The sequence below is a fragment of the Acinetobacter sp. YH18001 genome (genome assembly GCF_013416975.1).
In the GTDB taxonomy this organism is placed as follows: Bacteria; Pseudomonadota; Gammaproteobacteria; order Pseudomonadales; family Moraxellaceae; genus Acinetobacter; species Acinetobacter pseudolwoffii.
The window spans coordinates 19010-35717 of the sequence record NZ_VPEU01000017.1 but is presented as its reverse complement, the minus strand read 5'-3'; the positions used below and the strand labels follow the sequence as shown (position 1 = coordinate 35717).

Annotated in this window: 16 protein-coding genes; 9 read left to right on the top strand and 7 right to left on the bottom strand. The window is 45.8% G+C overall.

Features of this window, described 5'->3' with window-relative positions; all coding sequences use genetic code 11:
* Nucleotides 1-69 precede the first annotated feature (69 nt).
* The 4 genes from FTV48_RS07495 to rplU form a co-directional block, all read right to left on the bottom strand.
* Complete coding sequence (locus tag FTV48_RS07495; RefSeq protein WP_179999889.1) at nt 70-825, bottom strand: DUF3298 domain-containing protein; 756 nt, start codon at nt 823-825, stop codon at nt 70-72.
* Between the two features lie 169 nt (nt 826-994).
* Nucleotides 995-1690 carry an outer membrane lipoprotein chaperone LolA gene (gene lolA, locus FTV48_RS07490; RefSeq protein ID WP_179999887.1) on the bottom strand — a complete coding sequence of 232 codons (696 nt, stop codon included), beginning with the start codon at nt 1688-1690 and terminating at the stop codon, nt 995-997.
* A 247-nt stretch (nt 1691-1937) separates the two neighbouring features.
* Nucleotides 1938-2192 (bottom strand): 50S ribosomal protein L27, encoded by a 255-nt coding sequence (gene rpmA, locus FTV48_RS07485; protein ID WP_005097774.1) that lies wholly within the window; start codon nt 2190-2192, stop codon nt 1938-1940.
* Nucleotides 2193-2211: 19 nt separating this feature from the next.
* Entirely contained in the window at nt 2212-2523 is a 312-nt protein-coding gene (gene rplU, locus FTV48_RS07480; protein ID WP_005097776.1) for a 50S ribosomal protein L21, read from the bottom strand.
* Nucleotides 2524-2968: 445 nt separating this feature from the next.
* On the opposite strand from rplU, the gene sdsA reads away from it, so the two are divergent.
* From sdsA to FTV48_RS07440, 8 genes are all read left to right on the top strand, one after another.
* Entirely contained in the window at nt 2969-3946 is a 978-nt protein-coding gene (gene sdsA / locus FTV48_RS07475; protein WP_100329110.1) for an All-trans-nonaprenyl-diphosphate synthase, read from the top strand.
* Between the two features lie 15 nt (nt 3947-3961).
* Complete coding sequence (locus FTV48_RS07470) at nt 3962-6004, top strand: site-specific recombinase (RefSeq protein WP_034608441.1); 2043 nt, start codon at nt 3962-3964, stop codon at nt 6002-6004.
* A 159-nt stretch (nt 6005-6163) separates the two neighbouring features.
* Nucleotides 6164-6766, top strand: a complete 603-nt coding sequence (locus FTV48_RS07465) for a phosphatase PAP2 family protein (RefSeq protein ID WP_074383416.1) — start codon at nt 6164-6166, stop codon at nt 6764-6766.
* Nucleotides 6767-6801: 35 nt separating this feature from the next.
* A complete protein-coding gene (locus FTV48_RS07460; RefSeq protein ID WP_034608437.1) occupies nt 6802-8067 on the top strand; it encodes an efflux RND transporter periplasmic adaptor subunit in 1266 nt (421 codons plus the stop codon).
* 13 nt (nt 8068-8080) lie between these two features.
* Nucleotides 8081-11257, top strand: coding sequence for an efflux RND transporter permease subunit (locus tag FTV48_RS07455; RefSeq protein ID WP_005169787.1), 3177 nt, complete (start codon nt 8081-8083; stop codon nt 11255-11257).
* On the top strand, nt 11257-12729 hold the full coding sequence (gene adeK, locus FTV48_RS07450; protein WP_179999885.1) for a multidrug efflux RND transporter AdeIJK outer membrane channel subunit AdeK: 1473 nt from the start codon (nt 11257-11259) through the stop codon (nt 12727-12729). Before FTV48_RS07455 ends, adeK begins: the two co-directional genes overlap by 1 nt.
* Nucleotides 12730-12835: 106 nt before the next feature.
* Nucleotides 12836-13192 (top strand): YbjQ family protein, encoded by a 357-nt coding sequence (locus tag FTV48_RS07445; RefSeq protein WP_005097785.1) that lies wholly within the window; start codon nt 12836-12838, stop codon nt 13190-13192.
* A 3-nt stretch (nt 13193-13195) separates the two neighbouring features.
* The gene (locus tag FTV48_RS07440; protein WP_074383420.1) at nt 13196-13645 is read left to right on the top strand and encodes a YbjQ family protein; all 450 of its coding nucleotides are present in this window, start codon (nt 13196-13198) and stop codon (nt 13643-13645) included.
* A 350-nt stretch (nt 13646-13995) separates the two neighbouring features.
* Here the strand turns inward: FTV48_RS07440 and FTV48_RS07435 are convergent, their stop codons facing one another.
* Nucleotides 13996-14493, bottom strand: a complete 498-nt coding sequence (locus FTV48_RS07435; RefSeq protein WP_179999883.1) for a DUF2505 family protein — start codon at nt 14491-14493, stop codon at nt 13996-13998.
* 147 nt (nt 14494-14640) lie between these two features.
* The gene (locus FTV48_RS07430) at nt 14641-14916 is read right to left on the bottom strand and encodes a hypothetical protein (protein WP_100357877.1); all 276 of its coding nucleotides are present in this window, start codon (nt 14914-14916) and stop codon (nt 14641-14643) included.
* Between the two features lie 170 nt (nt 14917-15086).
* Here FTV48_RS07430 and FTV48_RS07425 point away from each other — a divergent pair, with 170 nt between their 5' ends.
* Complete coding sequence (locus tag FTV48_RS07425; RefSeq protein ID WP_179999881.1) at nt 15087-15971, top strand: alpha/beta fold hydrolase; 885 nt, start codon at nt 15087-15089, stop codon at nt 15969-15971.
* Nucleotides 15972-16024: 53 nt separating this feature from the next.
* Here FTV48_RS07425 and FTV48_RS07420 read toward each other — a convergent pair whose 3' ends face one another.
* Nucleotides 16025-16510, bottom strand: coding sequence for a hypothetical protein (locus FTV48_RS07420; protein WP_074383421.1), 486 nt, complete (start codon nt 16508-16510; stop codon nt 16025-16027).
* Nucleotides 16511-16708 lie beyond the last annotated feature (198 nt).

Genomic DNA, 16708 nt, shown 5'->3' with positions numbered 1-16708 from the left:
ATAGTGTAAGCTCTTAACGTCAAAAAATACAGTGACTACGACCACAGCTGTGCCTTATTAGCACAATATTTAGGAAGTCTTGGGCTGTAAAATGGCTAAATATTCAGGCCAAATCACTTCCCCCAAATCTACATAGGACACTTTTAATTCAGGCGTTCCTGCTACTTTAGACGTTAATTCACCTGCCGGGTACACCAACACCAGACCCGACCTGTCAAAATAATAGTTATCACTCAGTTTTAACTGCTGTGCTTGTATCCCCTGTGTGCGTAGCCATCGAGTATTGGTTCGATATATCCCATTGAGTAGTTTCTGCTCGCCGCCCTTTAACATCAATTGATGCAAAGCCAGACGCTTTTTCTGTTTCAGATCAAAATTGATATATTCCACATGTTCACTTGATGCAGTTTGATTCTTCACCAGATTGGAACTTATTAAGGCAAAAGTCGCCAGATGATCACGCTGAGCGATAAATACTACCTTGATAAAACGCTGATCCAGATAATAGGGCTCATCGGCTTTTTTAGGATTTTTCTGAGTCACTTTGGTGAATGCAACCGGCTCGGTATCCCGAATACGCGCTATAAAATATTGATCAATCCAGTCGAGATTGGTATCCACCGTATGAAGCTCAAAGCGTACACAGCCTTCTATTTCACACACCACTTTGGCCACTCCTTTGACGGGAATACTCTTGGTTTCAATCTGCACCCACGGATCTGTTTGGGTAACAACTGAATTGGATGGCGGCTGACAGCCCAACATATATACAGTGATTAATAAGACAGCATAAATTTCAGCAGTTTTAAACAGATTGATCTTCATCCTGAGCTCCCAAAATTTTGCAATTTCATTGACTCGACTTTTATTTATTTTAAGATGCTCTTGTGTCTAGATATAGCTGAACCTTGTAGCCTGCTCAAAGCAATCCTGATAATCGGCAATAAAAAAGCAACCAGAATCGGTTGCTCTTTGATTTACTTGATACTTCTGATTATTGATCAATAATGTCCGTACCTTTTGGCGGGGTAAAGTTAAAGGTAGAAGCCGGAATACTGTTATTCACTTTCACATTACTAAACTTAATATTTGTAGTTTGGCCAAGTGAATCCTGCAAGATCATCAGGCTCGGTGCTTTATTGGCGCCAAAGCTAATGGTCAGGCTCTCAAAAACACCATCGGTATTTTTAGGATACAGCGTGTAATAGGTTTTACCCTTATTTGGCTGAGTGACCCGGTAAGACTGCATAATCTGACTGGTATTTCCTGACAGAAGCAAAGCCGGTGTATTGGCAACTTGCTCATCCAGGTTTTGACGAACCGCTTGCTGCAAATCCGGATCATAAATCCATACTGTTTTACCAGTCGTTGTAATGGTTTGCTTCGATGGTGCGGTCGTTTCCCAATAGAATTTACCCGGACGCTCGACTTTCATCACCCCTTTAAAGGTTTGATTCATATGTTGTGCGCTCAAGCCTTTTTTCTGGGTTGCTCTCGGATTGGTCACCTTGGTGCTTTGCTCAAAATTTGCCGTCATGCTACGCACATAATTCAGCTGTTTTACCAGACTGGCAGTTGCCTGTTGCTCCGACGCTGCCACAGGTGCAGCAAACACGGTTGTACTCATCACCGGTGCTAAAATCACTGCACCCAGAGCCATAGCACAGACGGTTTTACGAAGCATATTCATAATTTCACCTTTATATTTTGCGTCATCGCAATTTATTTGATGTCTCATCTTAAACGAAAATTAAAAGCTAAAATGATAGAAAATAAGAACTTTTGTATGGTTATTAATTCGAAATCCATTTTTTTGTTCATCATGATGAAGATTTCAGCCGTTTTTTTACATAAGCTGGATCAGGCGTTCATTACAGCCGATTTTCAGGCATAAAAAAGCCCACAGTTTCTGTGGGCTTTTTTTCTATCTCAGCGAATTACGCTTCAACAGATACGTAGCGACGACCGAATTGGCCTTTCACTTCGAATTTGATTACGCCGTCAGCAGTCGCAAACAAAGTATGGTCACGACCCATACCTACGTTTTGACCAGCGTGGAATTCAGTACCACGTTGACGAACGATAATGTTACCAGCAGTCACAGATTGACCGCCGTACATTTTAACACCTAACATTTTAGGATTCGAATCACGACCGTTTTTAGTCGAACCACCGGCTTTTTTAGTTGCCATGTCTATTTACTCCTCGTAATTAGCCTGAAATAGCTGTAATTTTCAACTCAGTGAACCATTGACGGTGACCTTGTTGTTTACGGTAGTGTTTACGACGACGCATTTTGATAATGCGGATTTTGTCGTGACGACCATGGCTAACTACTTCAGCAGTTACAGTAGCGCCAGCAACAACTGGAGCACCGATTTGAATGCTTTCACCGTTTACAAGCATCAATACGTCATCAAACGTAATAGTTGAGCCAGTTTCAGCTTTCAATAATTCTACTTTAAGGGTTTCACCCTCGATTACACGGTGTTGTTTACCACCGCTTTGGATTACTGCGTACATAATGTACTCCAAACAAGCCCGTGTCGTCGTGCCGATAAAGGAAGATATCGATCTTAAGACGTACGCCACTGGGGGATATCTAAGGGCGAGGATTTTAAGGGATATTCAAAAAAACAACAAGCCATTTTACTGAAATAATAATGGCGAGTATGTGCTAATTATTTAACACTTAAATAATTTCTATCAAATCAGACACTCAAGATATATTCAGCAACAAAATAATACAGCAGAAATTCGGCCAGTTTGATTAATATACTCAGCCTGATGAAGAGAGCGATATCGCTGACCTTTCCTGATTTTTTGTAGCGCAGAATATAGATCGAATCTGAATAAGATCTATAAAAAGCTGATTTTTAGTGGAGTTTATGCATTTCTTAGGTTTCACTCATGTTATAAATTGTTAAACTACGACCTGCGATTTACCAGACTAGAGGTTTTCTTTCACATGACCATCGACTTTAAGCAAGACATTCTCGCTCCTGTTGCTAACGACTTTGCTGCGATGGACACATTCATTAATGAAGGAATTACTTCAAAAGTTGCACTGGTGATGGCCGTCAGCAAACATGTGGTCGAAGCGGGTGGCAAACGCATGCGCCCGATTATGTGTCTTCTGGCTGCCAAGGCTTGTGGTGCTGAAGATTTAGAACCGCATCGCAAGCTGGCCGCGATTATTGAAATGCTGCATACGGCGACGCTGGTGCATGATGATGTGGTCGATGAATCTGGCCTGCGTCGTGGCCGTCCGACTGCCAATGCGACATGGAATAACCAGACTGCTGTTCTGGTCGGTGACTTCCTGATTTCACGTGCATTTGATCTGCTGGTCGATTTAAACAATATGGTCTTGCTGAAAGATTTCTCGACCGGCACCTGTGAAATTGCTGAAGGTGAAGTGCTGCAATTGCAATCCCAGCACCAGCCAGAAACCAGTGAAGCGACTTATTTAAATATTATTCATGGTAAAACGTCGCGCCTGTTTGAACTGGCGACAGAAGGCGCAGCGATTCTGTCGGGGAAAGATGAATTCCGTGACCCTTTAAAAACTTTCGCCGGTCATTTCGGCAATGCCTTCCAGATTATTGATGACATTTTAGATTACACCTCCGATGCAGAAACCCTCGGCAAAAATATCGGTGATGACCTGATGGAAGGCAAACCTACCCTGCCATTGATTGCTGCGCTAAAAAATACCTCCGGTGAGCAGCATGAAATTATCCGTCGCAGTATTGCCACTGGCGGTACAGAACATCTCGATCAAGTCATTCAAATTGTCAATGCGTCCGGGGCACTGGACTATTGCCGTCAACGTGCGACTGAAGAAACGGAAACCGCCATTCATGCCTTGCAGGCATTACCTGACTCTGAGTATCGTCAAGCTCTGATTAATCTGGCCAAACTGGCCCTACACCGAATTCAGTAATCTTTAAACTCGCCTATGCATATTAATTTTCTTGATCTTTTCCAAAACATGCAGCATCAGCTTGAGCAACCTCAGGCGGTGCTGGATGAAAATCTTCTCATTGAACTGATTGAAAGAATCAGACCGGAAGACAGCAGAAATACCGAAGAAATCGAAGCAAAGTTCAATGCATTTATCCAGGCTTTATTATTGACGCCGAATGCAGTTTCAGCATTACAGACATTTACCCTGCGGATCATTAACCGTTATAAACAGACCAGTCTGTTTTCCGATACCGGTATTTTGTCTCTGGATGGTTTCTGGAATCAGCTCAATCAGCGTATTGGCGCGCATATCCTGCCAGTTATTCCGGATCATCAGCAATTACAAGAATTATTTCGCAAGGTTTTTTATCAGCCGACCGATAAATACTGGCTCGACTATTTTGATGAAGATGACTGGCAACGCTTATTTTCAGTTCTCAATCAGGGTCACTCCAATCAGCCTGAAAAGACCCGCATTAAAGATCAACTGATCAAGGCACTGACCATTTTGTCGTATCGGATCAGTGGTATTGGTCTGCATCCTGAATTTATTAATGCACAGCCGGAACTGATGGAATATGAATCTCCTTTTCTGGTGCAGAACCGTGAGATTAACGAATTTATTCAGGAATACAAAAAACGCTATAACACGGTCACGCTGGTCGATTCGATCACCCCGCCAGATGCTTCGCAAGCACTGGTGATGCTGGAACAGTGTCATGATGTCGTGGCAAAAATTCGCCGCTCTACCAAACGGATTGGGGTCAGCGTGAGTCTGACCTATATGCTGGCACTGCTGGAGCAGTGTCTGGAGCGGGTTGAAATCCTGCTCAACATGGTCATGGACGAGGATGACCTGCGCTACCAGTCCATCGGCCTGTTTATTGCAGATATCACTGAAGCGATTTATAGCGAACGCAGTGTACGTGCCCTGCTGGCGACCAACAGTGAACTCCTGGCCTTGCAGGTGACTGAGAATGCCAGTAAAACTGGCGAACACTATGTCAGTACTGACAAAAAAGGCTTTCTGGCCATGTACAAATCGGCCGCCGGTGCAGGTGCCATTATCGCGACGATGGCCACCCTGAAAATCCTGATGACACGCCTGAGCATGGCGCCTCTCATGCAGGCCTTTAGCTATAGCATGAATTATTCGCTGGGTTTTATGCTGATTCATGTGCTGCATTTTACCGTGGCGACCAAACAGCCAGCGATGACAGCCGCTGCACTGGCGGCCACAGTCCAGCAACGCAAAGGCTCAAAAATGGCGCAAATTGCCGAGCTGGCTGCGCTGATTGTGAATATTATCCGTACCCAGTTTGTGGCAATTCTGGGCAATATTTCGATTGCCATTCCGGTGGCGGCATTGATTACCTTAATGTGGGACGTTGCTCTGCATGAACCCTTAATGAATCATGCCAAGGCAACCAAAACCTTACATGACCTGAATCCCTTTACCTCTTTGGCAATTCCGCATGCTGCAATTGCCGGGGTATGTCTGTTCCTGTCCGGGTTATTGGCCGGTTATTTTGACAACATGGCCGTCTACCGCAAGGTAGGCCCCCGCCTGAAAGCCCATATACGTTTATCGCAATTGATGGGACAGGAACGGCTGTACCGGTTTGCAGATTATATTGAACGTAATCTGGGAGCGCTGGCAGGTAATTTCATGTTTGGCATCATGCTCGGCAGTATGGGCACCATTGGTTTTATTCTGGGGTTGCCGCTCGATATCCGGCATATTGCCTTTGCCTCGGCCAACTTTATTCAGGGCCTGATCAATATTAATGGCCCGGATATTGGCTTGATTGTGGTGTCTTTCCTCGGTGTGTTGTTGATTGGCCTGACCAACTTATTTGTCAGTTTCAGTTTGACCATTATTGTGGCCTTACGTGCACGACGGGTGCGTTTTGAACAGTGGAAACCGTTGGCAAAACTGGTCATGACTCACTTCCTGACCCGGCCAAGTGATTTCTTCTGGCCCCCCAAGCAAAGCATTGAAATTGACGAAAATCATACATCGACAAAATCTTAAAACTGCGACAATTACAGTATATTTAGCAACAAATTCCTTACTAAAAAAATGGAATTCGCATAAAATACGCACACTTGAAAAAAAGTGTACTGACAAGTACACTTCTACTCCAGACAATTAACCGATCTGCGAACGGTTAAAGGGACAAGGATTTTTGGCATGCATTACTTGTTACTTTTTGTCGGTATTTTATTTTTAATTTTCAGTGTGTTCATCCTGAATATCCCTGCTTTAAGCAAGCTTGATTTGCACGCAGTGGAAAGGATGAGTCTGTATCGCACCGAGTTTTGGAATCGAATTACTCTGTCCTTATCAGTGATAGGTGGCATGCCATTTGTATTATTTTTATCCACACTATGGTGTATTGCCTTGCTGTGGTATAAAAAGCATACAAGCGTAATTTTTATATGTATCGGAATTATCGGAGGAATACTCCTAGCTTGGCTGTTAAAGTTTGCAATTGCCCGACCCCGACCACCAGAGTCCTTGCATCTGGTTGAAAGTTTTGGAAGTTCCTTTCCAAGTGCGCATAGTCTGTATGCGGCATGTCTGGCTTGTCTGGCAATTTACATGTATCGGCAACATTCTCGCTTTACCATCATCATGATCGGTGCAGGCTTATGGATGCTGATGATGGGGATTTCAAGAGTTTATCTAGGCGTACATTTTCCTTCAGATGTCATATCCGGCTGGAGTATCAGTTTTATTTGGATTTCGTTGTGGTATATGGTCTGGATCAGATATTGCGCGGCGCACAAATAAGAAAATTTAGATAAAGATCTAATAGAGGTGAAACAATGATGTCTGCAAAGCTTTGGGCACCTGCCCTGACTGCTTGCGCATTAGCAACAAGTCTTGCACTTGTTGGTTGTAGCAAAGATCCAAAAGAGGGCCAGCAAGCTGGTGCTCAACAACAAATGCCACCGACTGAAGTCGGTGTTCTTGTTGCACAACCACAAAGTGTAGAGCAGTCTGTAGAGCTCTCGGGTCGTACAACAGCATTTGAAATTTCAGAAGTACGTCCGCAAGCCAGTGGTGTGGTGCTTAAACGCTTGTTCACTGAAGGCAGTTATGTGCGTGAAGGTCAGGCTCTGTACGAAATCGATTCAAGCACCAACCGTGCGACCGTGGATAATGCTCGTGCAGCAATTGCCCGTGCTGAAGCCAATCTGGGTGTATTACGTGTGAAGGAAGGCCGTTACCGCCAGCTGGTTGGAACCAATGCCATTTCTAAACAAGAATATGATGACATCGTGGCACAGGTCAAACTGGCTGAAGCCGATCTGAATGCCAACCGTGCCACCTTGCGTAATGCCGAAATTAACTTGGGCTATTCGACTGTACGTGCACCGATCTCGGGCCAGACCAACCGTTCGTCTGTCACTGCGGGTGCATTAGTGACGGCGAATCAACCAGAGCCATTGGTTACCATTCAGCGTTTAGATCCAATTTATGTGGATATCAACCAGTCCAGTGCTGAGCTTTTACGTTTACGTCAGCAGCTCAACAAAGGCGATTTGAATAGCTCAAACAACACTAAAGTGAAGTTAAAGCTTGAAGATGGCAGCATCTACCCGATTGAAGGCCGTCTTGCATTTTCGGATGCCAGCGTAAATCCGGAAACAGGTACGGTGACTTTACGTGCGGTATTCCCGAACAAAAACCATTTACTCCTGCCAGGTATGTTTGCGACTGCGCAAATCGTACAGGGTGAAGTGCCCAATGCCTTCCTGATCCCACAAGCGGCGTTGACCCGTACTCCAACAGGTCAGGCAATGGCGATGCTGGTCGGTGCTGATGGTAAAGTAGCACCACGTCCAGTCACGACCACCGGCTCTCAAGGCAACAACTGGATTGTGACTGAAGGTCTGAATCCAGGTGATAAAGTGATTGTGGACGGGATTGCAAAAGTGAAACCTGAACAGCAAGTTGTAGCTAAACCTTATCAACCTCAAGCTGCTGCGCCACAAGGTGCTGCACCGCAACAGCCTGCAGCAAGCGAGAAAAAGGCAGATGATGCAAAGAAAGAACAACCTGAACAAAAACCTGCTGCAAATGCATAAGGAGTAATGGTTCATGGCTCAATTCTTTATTCATCGCCCGATTTTTGCATGGGTGATTGCATTGGTTATCATGCTGGCCGGTATTTTAACCATCAGCAAAATGCCAATTGCACAATATCCAACGATTGCTCCGCCAACCGTGACCATTTCTGCGACTTATCCAGGTGCATCTGCTGAAACTGTTGAAAATACAGTGACCCAGATCATCGAGCAGCAGATGAACGGTATGGATGGCTTACGTTATATCTCGTCTAACAGTGCGGGTAACGGTTCTTCTTCTATTTCCTTGAACTTTGACCAGGGTGTTGATCCTGATATCGCACAGGTTCAGGTTCAGAACAAATTACAGTCTGCCACTGCACTTCTTCCCGAAGATGTACAGCGTCAGGGTGTGCGTGTCACCAAATCCGGTGCCAGCTTCCTTCAGGTATTGGCTTTCTATTCACCTGATGGCAGCCTGACCGCCGATGACATCAAAGACTATGTCAACTCGAATATTTCTGAACCTTTAAGCCGTGTGGCCGGGGTTGGTGAAGTTCAGGTCTTTGGTGGCTCTTATGCGATGCGCATCTGGCTAGATCCGGCCAAAATGGCTAGCCTGCAAGTAACACCGAGCGATATTGCGACTGCAATTCGCACCCAGAACGCACAGGTTGCGGTGGGTCAGCTTGGTGGTGCTCCTGCAGTTGAAGGTCAAGTGCTGAATGCGACCGTAACGGCTCAAAGCCTGTTACAAACTCCGGAACAGTTCAGCAATATCTTCCTGAAAAACACCACTTCGGGCGCGCAAGTTCGTCTGGGTGATGTTGCACGGGTGGAACTCGGTGCAGATAACTATCAGTTTGATTCGAAATTTAATGGCAAACCGGCTGGTGGTGTGGCAATTAAACTTGCCACAGGTGCTAACGCGCTTGATACAGCAAAAGCGGTTGAAGAACGCTTAGAACAGTTACGTCCGAACTATCCGCAAGGCATGGTCGATCAACTGGCCTTTGATACAACACCATTTATTGAACTGTCGATTAAGAGTGTGGTTAAGACCCTGATCGAAGCGATTATTCTGGTGTTCCTGGTCATGTTCTTGTTCTTGCAGAACTGGCGTGCCACGATTATTCCAACCATGGCTGTTCCAGTGGTGGTATTGGGCACCTTTGCGGTCATTAACGTTTTTGGCTTCTCGATCAACACCCTGACCATGTTTGCCATGGTACTGGCGATCGGTCTTCTGGTCGATGATGCGATTGTTGTAGTCGAGAACGTAGAACGGGTCATGGTGGAAGAGCATCTGGATCCGGTGTCTGCAACTGAAAAATCGATGAGACAGATTTCCGGCGCACTGATTGGTATTACCTCGGTGCTGTCTGCAGTATTCGTTCCAATGGCCTTCTTCGGTGGAACCACCGGGGTCATTTATCGTCAGTTCTCGATTACGCTGGTCACAGCAATGATCCTGTCACTGATTGTCGCCTTGACCTTTACCCCTGCCCTGTGTGCGACCCTGCTCAAACAGCATGATCCAAACAAGCCGGAAAGCAATGGTATCTTTGCGCGTTTCTTCCGCTGGTTTAACAGCAGCTTTGACAAGGTGTCTGTGAAATATCAGGGCGGCGTGAATCGCATGACCCACAGTAAGATTTTCTCAGGTATCGTGTATGCGGTGGTACTGGGTATTATTGTGCTGTTGTTCCAGAAACTGCCGTCTTCATTCTTGCCGGATGAAGACCAGGGTGTGGTCATGGCACTGGTTCAGTTACCACCAAATGCCACTCTGGAACGTACCGACAAGGTGGTCAATACCATGACCAACTATTTCCTGGAAAACGAGAAAGATCATGTCGAGTCAGTCTTTAGTGTGGCAGGTTTCTCCTTTACCGGTGTGGGTCAAAACGCAGGTCTGGCCTTTATTAAACTGAGAGACTGGTCAGAACGTACTAGTCCGGAATCTCAAGTCGGTGCCATTATCCAGCGTGGTATGGCGCTAAACATGATTGTTAAAGATGCGTCTTACATCATGCCACTGCAATTACCTGCAATGCCTGAACTGGGTGTGTCGGCTGGCTTTAACTTACAGCTTAAGGCGGCAGGTGGTCAAAGTCATGACCAGCTTCTGGCAGCACGTAATGCGGTTCTGGGTCTGGCAGCACAAGACTCGCGGCTGGCGGGTGTGCGTCCGAATGGTCAGGAAGATAATCCACAGTACCGTGTCATTGTTGATCATGCACAAGCCGGTGCACTGGGTGTCAGCGTTGCCGAAATTAACAGTACTATGGGTATTGCTTGGGGCGGTTCGTACATCAATGACTTCATTGATCGCGGTCGGGTCAAGAAGGTATATGTTCAGGGTGAAGCTGGCTCACGTATGATGCCGGAAGATCTGGACCAGTGGTATGTGCGTAATAATCGCGGTGAAATGGTGCCTTTCTCGGCCTTTGCCACAGGCGAATGGACCTATGGTTCACCACGTCTTGAACGTTATAACGGCGTATCGTCGATGAACATTCAAGGTACACCGGCTCCGGGAATCAGTTCGGGTGATGCCATGGTGGCCATGGAAGAAATTGCGGCGAAGTTACCAGAAATGGGCTTAACCGGCTTTGACTTCGAATGGACCGGTCTGTCTTTGGAAGAACGTGAATCTGGTGCACAGGCGCCGTTCCTGTATGCCCTGTCACTCCTGATCGTATTCCTGTGTCTGGCAGCCCTGTATGAAAGCTGGTCGATTCCGTTCTCGGTTCTGCTGGTGGTGCCATTGGGTATCGTCGGTGCATTGCTCATGACTTATGGCGGGATGGTGCTGCTGCAAAACCCGAACCTGTCGAATAACATTTACTTCCAGGTGGCGATCATTGCCGTGATTGGTCTTTCTGCGAAAAATGCGATCTTGATCGTGGAATTTGCGAAAGAGCTACAAGAGCAAGGTGAAGATTTATTCGAAGCAACCTTGCATGCGGCGAAAATGCGTTTACGTCCAATTATCATGACCACTTTGGCCTTTGGTTTTGGTGTATTGCCGCTTGCCCTGGCTTCAGGTGCAGGTGCAGGTAGTCAGCACTCAGTCGGTTATGGTGTACTTGGTGGCGTGATCAGCTCGACCTTGTTAGGTATCTTCTTTATCCCGGTATTCTACGTGTGGATTCGAAGTATCTTTAAATACAAACCAAAACAACAAAATCAGGAGTATAAGTCGTAATGCAAAATGTATGGTCTATTACAGGTCGTAGCATTGCGGTATCTGCCCTTGCGCTTGCTTTGACAGCCTGTCAAAGCATGCGTGGTCCAGAGCCGGTTGCACAGGCAAATATCCCGAGCAGCTATACCAATGCGTCTGGTACTTCTGTAGCAGAACAAGGTTATAAAAACTTTTTTGCCGATCAGCGCCTGTTACAGGTGCTCGATCTGGCATTAAACAATAACCGTGATCTGCGCACTGCTGCCCTGAATATTCAACGCGCCCAGCAACAGTATCAGATTACTGAAAACAATCAGTTACCGACCATTGGTGCCAGTGGCAGCGTGTTACGTCAAGACATGGGCAGCAGCAATCCTCAAAGCCGCGGTGCTGTAACCACCTATAATGTAGGTCTGGGTGTAACCGCATTTGAACTGGACTTTTGGGGGCGTGTACGTAGCTTAAGTGACAATGCACTGGATAACTTCCTGGCGACTCAAAGTGCGCGAGATGCGACGCAAATTGCGCTGATTGGTCAGGTGTCTCAAGCCTGGCTCAGCTATTCATTTGCCAATGCCAATCTGGCTTTGGCTGAACAAACGCTAAAAGCACAGCTTGAATCGTTTAACCTGAACAAGAAACGTTTTGATGTCGGGATCGACAGCGAACTTCCTGTGCGTCAGGCCCAGATTTCCGTCGAAACGGCACGCAATGATGTCGCGAATTACCGCACTCAGGTGGCACAGGCACAAAACCTGTTAAACCTGCTGGTCGGTCAGCAAGTGCCTGCGACTTTATTGCCGGCACAACGCGTAACCCGCATCACGTCCAATACGGCACTGGGTGCAGGCTTGCCAAGTGATCTGCTGATTAACCGTCCAGATGTACGCGCTGCCGAGTATCGTCTGTCTGCAGCGGGTGCCAATATTGCAGCAGCACGCGCACGCCTGTTCCCGACCATCAGTTTGACCGGTTCAGCAGGTTATGCATCGACCGATTTAGGCGATCTGTTTAAATCAGGCAGTTTTGGCTGGTCCTTTGGCCCAAGTCTGGATATTCCAATTTTCGATTGGGGTACCCGTCAGGCCAATATCCAGATTTCTGAAACCGATCAGCAAATTGCATTATCAGATTACGAAAAGTCGATTCAAGCCGCTTTTCGTGAAGTAAATGATGCGCTAGCAGTTCGCCAAAACATCGGTGATCGTATTGCTGCACAGCGCCGTCTGGTAGACGCGACCAATACCACCTATCGCTTGTCGCAGGCACGTTTTCGCGCCGGGATTGACAGCTATCTGACAGTACTGGATGCACAGCGCGCCTCTTATGCCGCAGAACAAGGCTTGCTCTTGCTTGAACAGGCCAACTTGAACAATCAGGTTGAAGTCTACAAGACCCTCGGCGGAGGCTTAAAAGTCAATACTACGGATACCCTGCCGAATCAGCCGTCCGTGACTGAACAACGCCGCGCAGCAGAACAGCAGGCGAAATAGATTTAAAATAGAAAAAGAAAAGCTCACTTCGGTGGGCTTTTTTATTGCATTTTCAAGGCAGTTTTCCTATTGTCATAGACCAGCAATTTATTTAGAAAACATACGCATGTTACTTAGCAATCTGGAATCTGTACCGGGACATACTATTCGCCAACAAATTGATGTGGTTTATGGCAGTACGGTACGCAGCAAACATGTCGGGCGTGATTTACTCGCTGGCCTGAAAAATATTGTCGGGGGTGAGCTTACTGCTTATACCGAGCTGCTGGAAGAATCCCGTCAGGAAGCGATGAACCGGATGGTTGAAAAAGCCCGTAGCATGGGTGCCAATGCGATTGTCGGTATTCGTTTCTCGACCTCCAATATTGCCCAAGGCGCCTCTGAACTGTTTGTCTATGGTACGGCGGTCATTGTTGATCCAGTCATGCCAAAATTACCCGATCCTTTTCCACAGGCAGAATAAGTCATGGACGGTTTAATTTTTCAGATCGTCATTTTTGTCATTCTGTTTAGCGTCGGTTTTGGCTTTGGTCGTTATAATGAACGCAAACATTTTCGTTATCTAGACGAACAGGAACAACGACTGGCTTATATCCAGGTCAACAACAGCCGCTTTATCGTATCTGAACATTCCGGACAGATGATCAGCAGTAATGTGGTCATTTCCCATGATTATTTTAAATACGCAATTGCCAATGTGCAGAACATGTTGGGAGGTCGTTTGACCAGCTATGAAAGCGTGGTAGAGCGGGCACGGCGTGAGGCGATTGTACGTTTAAAACTTGAAGCTGAAAAAATCGGAGCCACCCAGATTATGGGGATTCGGCTGAGCACTACGGAACTGGGCATGCAAGGCGGTATGGTCGAAGTCTTTGCTTATGGCACTGCAATTCAGCAGCCTACTTCACTAATCTAAAAATAGCTATATAAACAATAGCATGTAGATGGTTAGCTCATGTTGCGCAGTACGCGCAGATAATTACTGAATGTGGATCAACTCGCTTATCGACTGGCGATGCAATATCATAGAAGAAGTGATTAAGCTCAAAGTTAGCGGCATAAATATAAATAATATGATGCCGTTTCTTCAGTCGATCAAACGGCACTCAATCCCATCTGTATTGCCTTATTATTTTTCTACGTCTTAAGCCGCATTGCTTAGAGAACGGCAGCAAGCTAAATGGCTATACATTGCCGAATTGACCGCCACCACCCAGCTTAAAAGTGCCCTTTTTAAATATTGGTGAACGAGATGGGTGCACTAATTTAGGCTGTTAGGCTCTTGCGTAATTCATCTTCAACGATACTGAGTTCAATTTCACTAAATTTACGAGTCTCGCCTTCTGCATGCTTTTCCAGCATACCGCCGAGCAACGGCACTTTGACCTTTACTGTCCAGTTGAGCTGAAACTGGATCTGGTCTTCATCTCCAGTGACTGCACGCTGACAGGTCGCCTCGATCGGTAAATTTGCCCCGAGTTGTACCGTCGATGTCATTTGATTCAGATCGCTGATATCGGTACGCTGCAAACGGAATGCATCCTTGAGTAATTTTTTTGCCATATCCGGGATGTTGACATCCAGATTATAGGCACGTTTCAAGGTATACATATGCCCCTGCTTTTCCGAGACCAGTATTTCTAAATTTTGCGCAGGAATTCGATGACAGACTGCCTCATGCAAACGAATATCATTGGCCAGACGTTTAAATTCATCAATAGACACGCCATTGATAATTGCTTTCACAGTGAACTGATGTGCCATGCTATTTTTCCTTATTTTTATTGCATTATTCGCTTAGGTCACTCCGGACTATCGCAAATAAAACCAAACACAGAGATGATTCTGCAATTTATATCAACTTTATAGCATCTGTCATTATTCTTTTATCGGGAAATAGCGGCAATTCGGTCAATCTTTGCAAGATAGTTTTGCAGACAACTGTGTCTGGCCACAACTGATCTGTAGCTGCGCTGTGGCATAGTCAATCACGACATGAAATTCATCGGCGCCATCGTCTAGACCGGACACATACCATGTGGTGCCGTTTGGAAAATCCCGCAGCCAGTCTGCTTTATAAAAGTCTGAAACCGAATCAAACTGCACATACAGTTCAGGTTGCGCTTCGATCTTCATTGCCAGAGCCATAAACTTCTGTAATTGCGTCTGCTGAAAATCAATAATCATACTATTTTTCCCTGTTTAGACATGATGATAGCGCAGCGATCTTCATATATGTTTAAAGGGTTCTTCTCGCTATACGACTGCCGAGTTTTGACATCTGGCCCATTATTGGATTAAACATAAGCTAGCGCACAAAAAACAAGATCTCATCCAATATAACGAAGGATATACTCATGGTGCAGGGAAAAATGCAGGTAGAAAGTGTCCAGTTTCTGGCAGAAGATGGTTATAGCTTAAGTGGCAAACTCTACCGGACACCGTCTGTGGCGAAGGCCAATATTGTCGTTGCCTGTGCAACGGGAGTACCGCAAGCGTTTTATCGCCGTTTTGCAGAATATGCAACTCATGCCGGTTTTCAGGTGCTGACCTTCGATTATCGAGGGGTGGCCGCTTCCGCACCGAAACAGCTCAAAGGCTTTAAAATGTCTTATCTCGACTGGGGAGAATATGACCTGAGTGCGGCAATTGAATATTTGGGCCGGACAGAACTGGATATTTATATGATTGGCCATTCCTATGGAGGTCAGGCATTAGGTCTGTGTAAACATCATAACCGCATCGAAGCGATGTACTGTTATGGCACAGGCGCCGGCTGGCATGGTTATATGCCGCTCAAGGAAAAAATCAAGGTTCAGATGATCTGGAATATTGTTTTCCCTCCACTCGTAGCAATCACCGGCTATTTGCCATGGAGCAAATTTAACATGGGTGCAGACTTGCCACGTGATGTCTATCGTCAGTGGCGTAAGTGGTGCAAATATCCGACCTATTTCTTTGCCGATCCGGATTTGAAAGACTTACACACACGTTATGCTGCGGTAAGTACTCCGATTTATGCGGTTGCTGCTCTCGATGATACTTGGGCCCTGCCTAATTCCAGACATGCTTTTATGCAATATTACCGTCAAGCAAACGTGCATTATATTGATCTTAAAGCTGAAGATTATGGTTTAAAGGACATTGGTCATATGGGCTATTTCCGTCAGGGGGCAGAAAAAATCTGGCAAGATGCCTTAAATACCTTTTCCGAATTACATCGGCTTAAATATGCAGCCTGATGTTTAATGCCTATCGTTTCCTGCAAAACTTACAAGCTTCCTGAGCAGAGAGATCAAGCACAATCTGACCGTAAAAGATCGGTACGAATTTCCTGACGATGCTCTTGGCCAAAACGGTCGACATGCGTATAAAACACGCCATAGCGGCCGACATAATATTCCAGTGACTGATGGTAAAAATTCCAGAAAATCGACCACTCACCTAAATCCATCTGACGAATTTGTGTACTGCTTTGCATGGGCATTTTTTGCAAGATTTCCTGCTGTAACTGCTCTGCCTGTGCCCTGTCCTGAATAGCTACATGACGCTGAAAAAACAGCTGAGCCACATCATCAAACAGTTCCAGTTCATAAGCATCAACCAGATGCACCTGTTCCTCATGCGTGGTCATGACATGTTCTGAAATACTGGCAATTTGTTCAGGTTTTTCTGCACGCTGCGCAGAGAGATAAGACTGGGTTTTATAAATTTTCCGCCCCACGATCCAGGCGGCATTGAACAGCAAAAAAATACACAGCAAGAGCAACAATTTAAACATAGTAGATCATCTCGTGTGGCTGATTTTATTTTTATTACCGAGCACTTCATATTCATTTAAATAATGGCCTAACACCTAGCATACGTCTATTTTTTAGACAGTGCAAACTCCTGCACTATTTCTATGATGGCATCCTTGGCTCGATTTTATAGGGATTTAAAGTAAGCAGGCGATTCTAGTAAAGCTTGCTGTAAATTT